The sequence below is a fragment of the Ferrovum myxofaciens genome, from assembly GCF_000735045.1.
Lineage (GTDB): Bacteria > Pseudomonadota > Gammaproteobacteria > Burkholderiales > Ferrovaceae > Ferrovum > Ferrovum myxofaciens.
In genome coordinates this window covers 1-12,986 of sequence record NZ_JPOQ01000016.1, presented here as the reverse complement: position 1 = coordinate 12,986, position 12,986 = coordinate 1, and the positions used below count along the sequence as shown (strand labels likewise).

Annotated in this window: 9 protein-coding genes and 1 pseudogene; 1 reads left to right on the top strand and 9 read right to left on the bottom strand. The window is 51.0% G+C overall.

Features of this window, described 5'->3' with window-relative positions; genetic code table 11:
- Positions 1 to 238 precede the first annotated feature (238 nt).
- The 9 genes from IV91_RS0103635 to IV91_RS0103595 all read right to left on the bottom strand — a co-directional run bounded on the left by IV91_RS0103635 (position 239) and on the right by IV91_RS0103595 (position 11,677).
- A complete protein-coding gene (locus IV91_RS0103635) occupies positions 239 to 3,370 on the bottom strand; it encodes a type I restriction endonuclease subunit R (RefSeq protein WP_031596083.1) in 3,132 nt (1,043 codons plus the stop codon).
- Positions 3,370 to 5,010, bottom strand: a complete 1,641-nt coding sequence (locus IV91_RS0103630; RefSeq protein WP_200874318.1) for an RNA-directed DNA polymerase — start codon at positions 5,008 to 5,010, stop codon at positions 3,370 to 3,372. The genes IV91_RS0103635 and IV91_RS0103630 overlap by 1 nt, the downstream gene beginning before the upstream one ends.
- Positions 4,944 to 5,897: a DUF4268 domain-containing protein gene (locus tag IV91_RS0103625; protein ID WP_200874317.1), complete on the bottom strand. Its 954-nt coding sequence runs from the start codon at positions 5,895 to 5,897 to the stop codon at positions 4,944 to 4,946. Before IV91_RS0103625 ends, IV91_RS0103630 begins: the two co-directional genes overlap by 67 nt.
- The gene (locus IV91_RS15620; protein ID WP_051861995.1) at positions 5,894 to 7,453 is read right to left on the bottom strand and encodes a restriction endonuclease subunit S; all 1,560 of its coding nucleotides are present in this window, start codon (positions 7,451 to 7,453) and stop codon (positions 5,894 to 5,896) included. Before IV91_RS15620 ends, IV91_RS0103625 begins: the two co-directional genes overlap by 4 nt.
- The gene (locus tag IV91_RS0103615) at positions 7,450 to 7,857 is read right to left on the bottom strand and encodes a nucleotidyltransferase substrate binding protein (protein WP_031596077.1); all 408 of its coding nucleotides are present in this window, start codon (positions 7,855 to 7,857) and stop codon (positions 7,450 to 7,452) included. Before IV91_RS0103615 ends, IV91_RS15620 begins: the two co-directional genes overlap by 4 nt.
- Before the next feature lie 73 nt (positions 7,858 to 7,930).
- The gene (locus IV91_RS18350) at positions 7,931 to 8,647 is read right to left on the bottom strand and encodes a hypothetical protein (RefSeq protein ID WP_035417074.1); all 717 of its coding nucleotides are present in this window, start codon (positions 8,645 to 8,647) and stop codon (positions 7,931 to 7,933) included.
- Complete coding sequence (gene yaaA, locus IV91_RS0103605) at positions 8,638 to 9,381, bottom strand: peroxide stress protein YaaA (RefSeq protein ID WP_150112365.1); 744 nt, start codon at positions 9,379 to 9,381, stop codon at positions 8,638 to 8,640. Before yaaA ends, IV91_RS18350 begins: the two co-directional genes overlap by 10 nt.
- 104 nt (positions 9,382 to 9,485) lie before the next feature.
- Positions 9,486 to 11,078 carry a class I SAM-dependent DNA methyltransferase gene (locus IV91_RS0103600; RefSeq protein WP_031596071.1) on the bottom strand — a complete coding sequence of 531 codons (1,593 nt, stop codon included), beginning with the start codon at positions 11,076 to 11,078 and terminating at the stop codon, positions 9,486 to 9,488.
- A complete protein-coding gene (locus tag IV91_RS0103595) occupies positions 11,075 to 11,677 on the bottom strand; it encodes a recombinase family protein (protein ID WP_051861993.1) in 603 nt (200 codons plus the stop codon). The genes IV91_RS0103600 and IV91_RS0103595 overlap by 4 nt, the downstream gene beginning before the upstream one ends.
- Positions 11,678 to 12,291: 614 nt before the next feature.
- Here IV91_RS0103595 and IV91_RS19580 point away from each other — a divergent pair.
- Positions 12,292 to 12,852 (top strand): annotated as a pseudogene (locus IV91_RS19580) (chloride channel protein); the annotation flags it as partial.
- Positions 12,853 to 12,986: the final 134 nt, after the last annotated feature.

Sequence of the window (12,986 nt, the reverse complement as noted above, 5' to 3'; positions counted from 1 at the left end):
ATTCCAAGTTGAAGAACTTATGCATTTCCGGAGACGAATTGCACAAAAATTAGAATTGACAGGCAGTCCAAGAAACTGTGCCAGACGGTTCGCCGCCAGTTAGGAATAGACCTGCGCCAGCCGCAACTCACTATCCTGTTTGATGATCGTCGCGACATACCCGTCTCTGGAATCCGTGGTACTGCGATCATTTGGGGTTGATCGGGTACCCAGTTCTAACTCAGGATCGGCATGCCAATCAAGCACCCTCAACGGCCCACAGGTCAGCATACAGTTCGGCCTGAGCTATCACTTTTTCCACAGCATCGGGCTGCTTGTCCGGGGGGTATTTGTATTTTGTCAGCAGCACCTTCACCAGCAAGCGCATCCGCGCGCGGGCAGTTTCCCGTTTCTGCCAGTCTATGGTGGCCGATTTACGGAGTTTGTCAGTCAATTCATGCGCCAGTGCCTTTAGGATCGGGTCACCCATTTCCCGAACGGCGCTCTCGTTTTCGCGCAACGCCTCGTAGAAAGCAAATTCATCCTCTGTCATACCGGGTGGTGGTTTGTCAGCAGCAATTTCTTGGGCAAGTTTGATCAGTTCTTCGATGACTTGCGCCGAGGTCAAGCCCCGGTTCGTATATTTCTGGATAGCATCGGTCAATTTCTTGCTGAATTTCTGGGCCTGAGTGGTGTTGCGGCGGCCTCTGGACTGAATTTCGTCATTGATGAGGCGTTGGAGCAATTCGGCGGCGAGATTCTTCTGTGGAATCTCGGCCAATTTGGCCAGAAATATCTCATCCAATACGCTGATGTCCGGTTTCTCGATGCCGAGAGTTTTGTAGAGATCTGTTACTCCATTGACCAGCACGCCTTTGGCGACGATCTGCCGCATGGCGGCTTCTTTCTCGACCTTGCTCTTGCCGACTCCGACGCTAGTAAATTTTACCAAGCCTGCCTTCACCGCCTGATAGAAGGCGATTTCGTTGCGCAGCGCCAGTGCATCCCGGTGCGTTCCGGCCAGCGCCTGTGCCTTGGAGAGCTTGGTAACCTGATCCAGGAATCGTTTGACCCCAGGCGGCTTCTCGTCTTTTCCTGCCGTATCGGGCTTCTGATTGAGTTTGACGAGGTGGTTCATGGCAATCGGCAATGCCACCAAGGCTCGTTTCGCATCAGTGGCAATCCCCGTCAGATCCACACCATGAAGCATGTCACGGATGATAGCAATCGTTTCCTTGAGGATGGTCAGAGCTTCCTCAATGAATTCCACCGGTTCCCCCCGATTCTCGCCACCGCGAGCCCGTGTGTACTGGGCAATGGCTGCTTTTAGTTCTTCCCCAATCCCGATGTAATCCACCACCAGTCCGCCGGGTTTATCCTTCCATACACGGTTCACGCGAGCCACCGCCTGCATCAACCCTTGGCCACGCATGGGTTTGTCCACATACAGGGTATGCAGGCAGGGGGCATCAAATCCAGTGAGCCACATATCACGCACAATGACCAACTTGAGGGGATCGTCTGGGTCCTTGATGCGTTTTTCCAGCAACTTCTTTTCCTGCGGCGTGGTGGCGTGGACGCGTAAGGCTGATGGATCGGAAGCCGGGCTGGTCATTACCACCTTGATACCCCCTTTGTCGATGTCCTTGGCGTGCCATTCTGGTCGGCATTTGATAATCTCGTCGTAAAACGCCACAGCAGCTCTGCGACTGATCGCAACGATCATGCCCTTGCCATCAATGGCCTCAAGACGTTCATCCCAATGCTTCACCAGATCTTCAGCCAATTTCTCCAAACGGCCATCGGCCATGGCGATGGACTCCAGGCGAGACAGCGCGGAAATGGTCCTGCTGTTCTGTTCTTCAGGGTCATCCTCCAGCAGTTCTTCCAGTTCTTCATCCAGGGAACCCAGTTCGGCCTGGTTGACGGCCAGATCGATAATCCGCTGTTCATAATGAATGGGAACCGTGGTTCCGTCCTGCTGGGACGCAAGCACATCGTAAATGTCCACATAGGTTCCAAAAACGGCCTCAGTATCGCGGTCATTCTCGGAAATCGGCGTGCCCGTCAAGCCAAGGTACAAGGCATTGGGTAGAGCATCGTGCATGTATTTCGCCAGGCCGTAACGGTATTTCTCCCCTTTCTTGTCGAGATCGCTCTTGAATCCGTATTGGGTGCGGTGGGCCTCGTCACAAATGACGATGATGTTGGAGCGACTGGATAGTTGCTCCACCGTATCCAGTCCTTTTTCCGGGGAAAATTTCTGAATGGTCGTGAAAAAGATCCCGCCTGCCACCTGCTCGGATAGAAGTTTCTTCAACTCTGCCCGGTCATTGGCTTGGACAGGTGTGGTGCGTAGCGGGATACGGCACGAAGCGAATGTTTCGAACAGTTGGCCGTCGAGATCCTTACGGTCCGTTACCACCACGATGGTCGGGTTCTCCAGTTCGGGGCGTTCGCGCAGCATCCCCACATAGAACACCGCCAGCAGGCTTTTGCCAGAACCCTGGGTAAACCACATCACGCCACCCTTGCCATCGTGGCGATGCTGGATGGAATTCAGTGCCCGTTCCACGCCCCTCAGCACACCGTGGTATTGGTGGTAACCTGCAATCACCTTGAATGTGCCAGCGCCGCTCGTTTGGAACGCAATGAAATGGTGGAAGTAGGTCAGGAAGGTTTGTTTGTCGAACAGTCCCTTGACCAGCACTTCAAGTTCCAGATGCTGCTCTGGGTGGTCAATACCATTGGCGGCGCGCCAAGGCATGAAACGCTCGGAGTCGGCGGAAATCGACCCCATGCGTGCCACGGTGCCATCCGAAATCACGCAAACCACATTGGGCTCGAAAAGTTGCGGTATCTCATTCTTGTAATTGCCGATCTGGTTGAAGGCGGCGTACACATCCGCCTTCTCGTCGGCTGGGTTCTTCAGTTCGATGACTGCCAGCGGTAGACCATTGACGAAGGCTACCATGTCGGGGCGCACGGTCTTGGAACCCTTGACCGTGAACTGGTTGACGATCAGCCAGTCGTTCCGGGTGGGGTCGGTCCAGTCGAACACCATCACATTGATCTGGCGACGGTGGCCATCCTCTTCCACCTCAACGGGAATGCCATCGCGCAACCACACATACAGGTCACGGTTGGCTTCGACCAAGGATTGACCGGCGAACTGACGCACTTTCTTCTCAGCATCGTCAAGGACGGACGCATTGATTCCCAGATTCAGACGCTCCAGCGCTGAGCGCAAACGCGGCGCAAGCACGACCTCATTGTAATGACCACGCTCCGGGGCAAAACCGCCAGGAGAAATGGTCTCGCCATGGGCATACTCCCAACTGAGATCACGGAACCAGTCGATGCAGGCTTGTTCAAGGTCGTTTTCGGTCATTAGTAGTAGCCTCCTTGAACTTTCGTTATGAATAGTTCAATTTCATTCGCTGGAATTACTTGCTCCATTGTTTCAAGAGCCTGCCTATTCACAACAGTGGCTCTATTCAAAATGGTTTTTAATTGTTCCGAAGAAATCCAACTGTTGTTCCAAAGAGGGATTTTCTCTCCGGAAACCATCTGGCATATTGGCTCTTCAAAAGAAATGTCACTATCGATGGATAACGTAACACGCTGGATCCATATTTGCATATGACCGGTATTTGGAATCTTCGCAAATTTATTCTTTATTTTATTGGCGAGAGACACTTTTTCTTCGTCCGTAGAGACGAAGCTCATTAACTTGCTGAGGACAGCTGCGCAACTAGCATATGTTCGTGGATTGCGATAGGCAATATCAATAATGACAGCGATTAAAGGCATTGGATTTTCAACCAATGTTTTTATTCTGAGAAGACGCTTGTAAAAGTCATTCAATGCAACAACAAGGCTGCCTGAGTTTGGAAAATGAATTGCATGATCATGAATAATTAGCAAATGTTTCTGTACGCTCTTCTCGGATTGTTTTCTGCTAACCCAAGCCAGCTTGTCTGCTTTTATTGATGCACGGATCACATCATTACTGGCTTTTGTTTTGGAAGGGTTTAACTTGAACCCAAGACCGATCATGGTTTCCGTAAGGAGTTTGACTATCTTCTCACCAACCTGCGGATTATTAACGAAAATACGATAATCGTCCCGATAACGCAGAATACAGTAATCGTTGATATCCTCAGCATGAATCCGCACTGATAATTCTTCATCAGAAAGGCCGAGAACCATTTCGGCAATAAAATCCATCAATGTGGATCCTTGAGGAATCCCATTTGTCTGGCCGTGACGCATATCCTGAATATGATTATCAATGATGTTGCCAAGAAGGTTTTTATCTTTTCTGTTCTCCTTGGCTTTGGCGGTGGGTTTTGTATGCAGTGCCCACGCGATGGAATGTGTATAAATAGCACCGTAGCAATCAGTAACATCGGTTTCGATCAGGTAGTCATACTCCAAAGAGAGTTCGATGGAACGCTGTTCCACTTCATGCCACCACTGGGATACCTGTTCGGCCTTGTCCTTTTGTTCATGCAACGAGACAACAGGCAGGCTCAGGCATCGAATATTATTGTTGCTGGAAAAATCATTGAAGCGCTTCTGAACCAATTGCCAGTTATTACTTTCTGTTATGTGATGAACCAATGAAACATACAGGGCGGGATGAATCAGTTGGAAGGGGCGCCAAGCATACTTGCCATCTTTGTTGTTCAGTATTGTGTAATTAATGTCGTCAAAGTCTCTTGGATCATTTGCTCGCACGTCAGAAAGTTTCTTACCGTCGAGAAACTTATGAACAGCGTCAATCAAGTCACCAAATTGAATGTAAGGCGGGAAATCAAAGCCACAATAGCTCTCTGGTTTAAGGAAAAAATCCCGAGCCTCTGAATTCGATAACTGAAGAATACACTTGCGTGTTTCTACTTCAGGCGTTGTCTCGTTCGCAAGCGAATTTTCGCCTTCCAGAAGCTCATTATTTTCTGTCATGGCAATGTTTTCACGATGGGACGCAGCACTGTATCCATCTTGACTAGCCGTTGCGTCAACCAATCGATGTATTCGTGCCAGCGTTGCTCATCCTCAATCGAGGCATCGGGATACCAGGAGGCGATCCGGACAGCCTTGGCGTCCGGCAACGCCTGCCAGTCCAGTTCGAAACCCAGCTTTGCTTCGATGTCCTGCTTCTGCGCAAACAGGTTGGCATAATGTTGCTTGGCTTCTGGGCTGGTTATCCATAACTCAACGCCAAATCGTTCATCCCGAGTGTTGGCAATCGGGTTAAGGCCGAAACCTGCACGGCCGATAGAATTATTCAGCCAGTGCTGCGCACGGGGCTTCTGAGGGCGAATCTGGGGTGCTTTTGTGGCCAGATGCTCGATCAACGCCATCCAGAATTTCTGCTGCAACTGCTTGGTTGGCGTCGTGGATGCCGCAGCGCGAGCTTGTTCACGGCCTGCTTTCGCCCATTCGTTCGGTTTGACCACAACTTCGAATTTAGGCGCCAATGGAGAGTCGCCAATCTTCCACAACTCGACCTCGACAGCGAAAAAGTTGAGATCGTCGGTCGTATTGTCGTTTAAGAATTGCAGCGCGGCAGCATGTTCGGGCCGGAACGACTCCGCGACCCAAATCACCTTTTTGGCGCCTACGCCGGCTGCGTAGGCAATGATCTGGCCAAGATGGGTATGGTTGGTCTTGTCGAGTTGGTTTTCGATGATGACCTGCTCGTCGCCGTCAGTACAAAGGATATCGAGCTTGAAGTCGCCGACCCAATGCTCGGTGGCAACCAACACCAGTTCACTGACTCCCAGCGCATCCGCTAGGGCGTTCAGGTTGTCGGTTTCGGCCAACCACGGGGTGAAATCACTGGCTTCGTGCTTCCAGGCTTCGCGCAACGGTACGCGCACCAGCTTGCTAAGGGGCTTCATAGTGGTCATGCGATGGCTTCTTCGATAATAGATTCGGCATCCTCGACGCGAAGCTTGCCGGAAATCAGGCGGGGTAGAAGAAGGTCGCGTAGTTTGGCAAGGGCGTCATTCTCAGAGACGCACTGCATCATTATCTCGATCATCGGTGTCGTGATTTCGCCAAACGTAGTAGAAACCGTTTCGGGGGGAATTGCACAATCATAGTTTGCTAATGTTTCCCAATTCGTGCGCGGCATCCGAGTGCCGCCGCTTGCATCAGATACGAACTGAATTATGTCATCCTGAAAAAGGGTGAAGTACATAAATTCTCGGTAAGCCATGTCCGCACAACGAATCACGAGAATGTCTGTTGAGCAGATGCCATTCATCGGGGCAATCGCCACTTTATGAAAATACGGTCGGAGCTTTCCGAAAAGAAGATCGTATTTTTCGAACCGACTCTTATTGCTGGTTGCATCGTCACCACTTCCGCCATTCCAGAGCGTCAGACAGTGGCGATCAAAATGCTCAAGACCAACATAGAAGTCGTCGGACGAAAATTGACTCGGTGTACAGCCAACACGAATATTGGTACAGAAATCAGAAACTTTTCCAACCTTCCATTCCTCCGGAATCTCTCCAAGTTCGCTCTCCACAAACCGATCCGGGAACAGCGCCGCGATGTCGTCGGCGAGGCCGGGAGGTTTTTCACCTGCGGCCTTGGCGCGTACTGGATCGAAGTCCACGAACCACGATTTGAACAGCCGCCGGGCAATAGCTTCGAGGTTTGTAGCCAAGGCACGGTTGTGTTCGATACGGTCGTCGAGTACGCCGAGGACGCGGGCAATGGCTCGTTGTTCAAGTTCAGAAGTTGGTATTGAAAGAATTTGAGCATGAGCGGTATCTCTGTTGAGACCAGGCACCGCGCTGTCACCGTTCATGTGCTCAAGCCCTAGCGACTTCAATGCATAGTAGCGAAACCTGACTAGATCTTCATCAACGCCTGAAATAAAAAAAGTTGTATCAATTGGCCAGCACGGCTTCTTATTGTAGTGAATAGCACCTACAGTTCCTTTGCGTCCAATGACGATAGTTGGTCCATCGGTAAGCGCTTTATCATGGAGGCCAACAATGCCGTTCGACCCGAAAACGAGGACTGCACCTGTGGCTTTTCGATCTTTCTCTGGCAAACTTTTGCCATAAGTGAAGGGGGCGAAATCGCCAAGTGCTATCTCCTGCCATTCAGACGCCATACCCCACCCTCCCAATCTGCGTGCTCCTTTCTGCACCACCACCTTGTCGCGTTCGATGATCTTACGGAAAGATTCACGGGTAGTCGCCCAATCTACAACATCCACCTTCCACGGTATATCAGACTCGGAGAAATCATTACTCAGGCTGGCACTGACCTTCAGTGGCAGGGGTTTATCGGTAATGATGGCCAGATCCAAGTCGGAGTATTCTTTGGCTGTCCACTTGGAGCGGGAACCAAAAGCCCACACATCCCATTGCGGCACATTCTTTTGCAGAATGTTGCGGATAATGGCCCAGTCATTAGGGCTGATGTCGATGAGTGGGGTATTCATCTGGTCAATCGCTGACTGAGTTCGTCACGAAAATAACGCACCTCTTCGAGAAATGAGGGGATTTGATCCACGACTTCGAGAGCGATCTCTTCATCGTAGGTATGGCTGGTTTTGGATCGCATATCGCGATAACCTCGCCACTTCGGCCAATCACCCAGCAGCAGGCCCTGCTCGTTACCGGAGCGGATCAAATCCTGGAAAGGCATGCTGTCATATTCTTCCGGTGTTGGTGAGATGGATTCGAGATAGCGTTTGAGCATCTTGTGGGCGATCTCGTAGGTGAATTCAAAGCGTTGAATCAGTCCATCACGAATCAGGGTATATGTTGTATTGCGTCGGTAGTCATTCAAGCCCTCTTCAAGACGAGCGATGGCGTTAAGCAGTGGATTGATATCCAAAGTCATGGTTTATTCTCCAATGGAAAACCCAAGTGAATAGATCAGTGCATATGGTTTATTAGGCTTCGCACTCATCAATTCAATCGTGTGACTCAATAGTTTCATCAATAGCCCTTTCAAACTTATCGAGAAATGCCGAATCGTATAGTTCCTTGGTGTGATTTATATTCCACAAGCGGCAACCTCGTATCTCCGCTCGAGGGCTATAAGTTCCCAGCCACTCGCTGCTACCCACCTCGATTGGAGAGTAATTATTTGATAGCAAGGCAATTGCGTTGCGCTCAATGTATGTGCGAAGACTCTCAGGGCCTGGATCGTCATTCACACTCACCCACAGAATCGACATACCTCCAATAATATTGGAGACTTTTTGCTCATGTTCGGCCTCTGCAAGCATGACTGCTGGGTTCCTCTTCAACTCCACTGGCTTTGTCGAGCCCTTCCCCCAATATGGCAGATCCAAATGGTCGCGGTGTTGCAGCGCCATCCCGATATGTAGCCGAAAGATCGAACCGCGATGGTTACCTGAACCAGACTTTGTGCCCAGATGAGTTCTGAGCCGCCCTTGCAAGGTTGACTTCGCACCCACGCTTACCGCGTGTGTACCTACCCGCGTTACCCGGTGTCGACCACAAGAGGTTAGTTCATCCGCTTCGAGAAAAAAGTAGACTCCTCGATGGGGGAGGCTCTTTATTTCTGATAACCGACTCAAGAGCAAACCTTGGTTGGAATCCTTCTGAAGCCTAGCAAGAGAGGCGTAAAAGCGTTTTAAATCCGATTCAATGGTTATTGCCATAATGGAATTCTCAAAAAGAATTTCTCGCAAATCTGCGCGGGGTCGTAGAGACTTGGACCCCCTAGGTCGTATAGCATGCGCAAACCATGGGTACTTGGTGTTTTGTGCGTGCTTCCATCAACGATATGGTATTGAACCACCTCCAATGACGTTCCCGAACTACATACTTTGTCCACCGCTTTCTTGGCAACTTTCAGGTACTTGGTTGAACTGCCTAGATACAAGCCGATTTTTTTCACTCCATTACGCCGCACGAAGTCCTCAAGGAACACAGGAAACTCGTCCTCCCATGCGCGGGCGGGCGCATCCTCCATCTTAAGGTTGTAATTCTGAATGGGACTCAGCGGATGCAAAGGGCCGTAGAGCGCAGAAAGAATCATGATTTGTGGCATGCCTTTAGTCTCGACTATATGTTTAATGACCGAGTTAAGACATGGGGTACGGTAGAGCGTGCCGTCATAGCGCGCCAAAGCTGGCATGTAAAGCCCAGACATATTGTGCCCTCCAAAATCCACGCCGTCCTTGAGCCCCGTGTTTTTGTCGTTTGCAAACCTTGGACTGACAAAAACACTCTGCATAACCGCTCGGCGAGTATTGATCATCGCTGAATAACGATCGTGCGTCACTAACTTGATCAGCGGATCATCGTTGACACTAATTAACTCTCCTCCTGCTATCTTTCGAGCGCAGCAAGGAATTATCAGGAGCCAGTCAGCGCCGAGTCTCGGAACCACGATTGCCCTCACCAGAATGATATGACAGTATCAATACTGTAACCAACTATTGGAAAGAACATGCATTATCTCTGATGTGATTTATGAGTAAAGCGATCACCCATTCAGATGCCATACCCGATCCGCCCTAGTTGGATCCGCACTTCCTGCTCCATTTCTTTTCCGCGCCTGAACAACTCTTTTAACTCGCTGGTCAGTTTGGTCATCTGTTCCTCGAACACTTCGTCGTCGTCCTCCTCGACATCGGTCGCACCAACGTAGCGACCCGGCGTGAGAGCAAAGCCGTGCTGCTCGATTTCATCCAGTGTGGACGACTTGCAGAAGCCGGGCACATCCTCGTAACCGTTCTCGCCCCACTGCGTCCCTCTCCAGTTGTGGTAGGTCTGGGCGATTTGCCGGATCTCGTCTTCGGAAAACTCTTTCTGTTTGCGTGAGCCGGGGATCAGGATGGCTAGTTTTCTGGCGTCGATGAATAGGATCTGTCTTCGACGGTCCTGCATTCCACTCTTTCCGGCTCCCTTGTTTTTGGAGAGGAACCACAGGCATGCGGGAATTTGGGTATTGGCGAAGAGTTGTCCAGGTAGGGATACCATGCACTCCACCACATCGCCCTTGACCATAGAGGCCCGGATGTCGCCTTCGCCACTGGTATTGGTGGTCATTGAGCCGTTGGCCAGTACGATGCCAGCACGACCATCGGCGGATAGGCGCGCCAGCATGTGTTGCAACCATGCGTAGTTGGCATTCCCGTCAGGGGGCACGCCATATTTCCAACGCGGGTCTTTCGGGAGTTTGTCTGCACCCCAGCCCTTGATATTGAAGGGGGGATTGGCAAGTACGAAGTCAGCCCGCAGGTCGGAATGCTGGTCATTGTGGAAGGTATCGCCGTGAGCCTTTCCCATGTCATAGTCGATGCCGCGAATGGCGAGGTTCATGCAGGCGAGTTTGCGGGTCGTGGCCGAAAGTTCCTGACCATAGATCGCTGCTTGTCCTTTTTTACCGCCGTGGGCTTCAATGAACCGCTCCGAATACACAAACATGCCACCCGATCCACAGGCTGGGTCATAAATTCTGCCGGAAAAAGGGGCGAGTATTTCCACCAACACACTCACCACAGAGCGGGGTGTGTAAAACTGCCCGGCGCGCTGACCTTCGGACAAGGCGAAATTTCCAAGGAAGTATTCGTAAACCTCGCCAAAAACATCCCGCGAACTGTCCTGCTTGGGGTCGAATTTCATCCTGGCGACAATGTTCATCAGATCGCCTAAAACCCCGGCTTCTAGTGGTAACCGTGCGAAGTCCCGGTATAGTACACCGCGTAACTTCTCATTCTCGCGTTCAATGACGGCCATCCCGTCATCCAGCAGTTTTCCCAGGTTGGGGTTGGCTGCCTGTTTGAGAAGTTCCGAGAAACGGGCCTCTTGGGGAATCCAGAACACATTGTCCTGTTTATAGGCGTCACGATCCTCAGAAAGTACCAAAAACGCTTCCTCCCGCATATTCTCGGGCATGTATAAATCAGATTCGGGTTCTGACAGTCGGTAATGAATGACCTCACGCTGGGCATCGAAGATATCGCTCACATACTTGAGGAAGACCAGTCCCAGCACAGGGAACTTGTATTCGGCTGCCGACATGGCACCGCGTAGTTTATTCGCGGAATCCCATAGCAGTTTCTTGAATTCAGTTTCGGTCATGTGGTGCTTTCTCCTGGTTCTTGCGGCGCAGCGGGGTTTTGGGGATAACCTTCCCGCTTCAGTGCTAGATTCAATGTAACCCGAGTGACGCCAAAATGCCTAGCAACCTCGGTCTTGGTTATTAGAGGGTCATGCAACATGGCAGCAGCCTTTCGGACATCAGTCTTGCTCATTTTTACCCGACGCCCACCCATACGTCCCCGCGCACGGGCAGCGGCCAAGCCAGCCACGGTCCGTTCCCGAATCAGGTTGCGCTCGAATTCAGCCAAGGCAGCAAAAACATGAAAGATCAGTTTGCCGCCCGCGTTGGTCGTATCGATATTTTCAGTGAGAGATTGGAAACTGACCCCGCGTACTTCGAGGGTGTGGACGATTTCCACCAGATCCTTGAGTGAGCGACCAAGACGATCCAGACGCCAGACAACCAGCGTATCACCCTGGCGGAGAACTTTCAGACAGGTATCCAGTTCCGGTCGATCTTTGTCCTTGCCAGACGCCTTTTCCTGGAACACCTGTTCGCAGCCCACCGCAGCCAAGGCATCCAACTGAAGTTCAGGGCGTTGATCCTGGGTCGAAACTCGGGCGTAGCCAATGTTCATCAAACGCTCCTATGGTAAACATTGATTACTATACCAGATTTCTTTATTCACACCGTTCAATTTCAGTGCTAAAATCAAGTATGCACGGTAGCGCATAGTAAACGGTGGTTTGCTACACGATGGATCAATCCGCGCTGACATTATGAGGAGAGAGATGAGAACAAAAACATCGAGGTTTGACGCCGTCGCAACGGATCGCAGTGACATGCGAATAACGCTTGTGACCAGAAAGGATGGAAAGCATCCAGGTGCCGAGGATGATCCCTCCGTTTGTCGTTGAGTACAACACTTACCTTACTTCGCGCTGAATTTTATCTCATCATCTGCGGTTTACAGGATAAATTATCTGGTAAATTAGCCTTCCATAAAGAGGAACTTCGCGAAGGGCAGCAAAGTGCCATTACCGGCACGTCGCGTGACTGAGTTTGAGGTTCTGCTTACCGCACTAAAGCGGATAGTCGAGAGATATAGTTGAAAGTGGTATACAGGCAGGTTCAGCATAATGAGTTGAGGTTGGAGATTCGCTCCCAGAAACCCGCTGTTCGTGACCAGTAGCTACCTTTTTCATTCTGCCAACAATCAAGATCTGTAAAGCTGCCTGTATAATATCCGTAATGAAAATTCCCCAAGCAATTCGCAAATACTTTAAAGTAGCTGACGATAGCTCACTGTTCGAAGCCACAACACTTCTGGACTGGAAACGCCAATTGGTATTTTGGAGCGGCGCAATCAGCGTAGCGTTAGCTGCCATTGCGTTGGCTGTTGCCGGTGAGTGGGCAAATGGTATTTTTCACAAGGTACTCGCTATCTCGCCTTATTTACCCTTGCTGATCACCCCTGCCGGCATGGCGTTGATTGTTTACACTACCAGAAAATACTTCCCTGGATCGCAAGGCAGCGGTATTCCGCAGACCATTGCATCGCTTGATCCTGAAGAGAGCAGTTCAATCCGCGAACGCGTGCTTTCCCTGCGCGTTTCGACCGGCAAGTTTTTCCTCGCTGTTTTCGCGTTGCTTTGTGGCGCATCCATCGGACGTGAGGGACCCACCGTACAAATCGGCGCATCCATCATGCACAGCCTGGGGAATTTTGCACGCTTTCCAAAACACGATCTGGAAAAAGGGCTGATTCTCGCGGGGGCCGCAGCTGGCGTAGCGGCAGCATTCAACACGCCACTGGCAGGTATCGGCGTCTTTCAGGGTTTCTGTCGCCTCAACCATCTTAAGCCGCCAACCGAACTTGTCGTTCCGGATTCAATTGGACAGCACCTACAGGCTCCCAGTTACGGGTAGCCCCTGACCAGCGTTGT

Bases quoted from the DNA above. Each gene is read 5' to 3' on its own strand.
- IV91_RS0103635 (WP_031596083.1), bottom strand. From the start codon at position 3,370: ATGACCGAAAACGACCTTGAACAAGCCTGCATCGACTGGTTCCGTGAT.
- IV91_RS0103625 (WP_200874317.1), bottom strand. From the start codon at position 5,897: ATGACCACTATGAAGCCCCTTAGCAAGCTGGTGCGCGTACCGTTGCGC.
- IV91_RS15620 (WP_051861995.1), bottom strand. From the start codon at position 7,453: ATGAATACCCCACTCATCGACATCAGCCCTAATGACTGGGCCATTATC.
- IV91_RS0103615 (WP_031596077.1), bottom strand. From the start codon at position 7,857: ATGACTTTGGATATCAATCCACTGCTTAACGCCATCGCTCGTCTTGAA.
- IV91_RS18350 (WP_035417074.1), bottom strand. From the start codon at position 8,647: ATGGCAATAACCATTGAATCGGATTTAAAACGCTTTTACGCCTCTCTT.
- IV91_RS0103600 (WP_031596071.1), bottom strand. From the start codon at position 11,078: ATGACCGAAACTGAATTCAAGAAACTGCTATGGGATTCCGCGAATAAA.
- IV91_RS0103595 (WP_051861993.1), bottom strand. From the start codon at position 11,677: ATGAACATTGGCTACGCCCGAGTTTCGACCCAGGATCAACGCCCTGAA.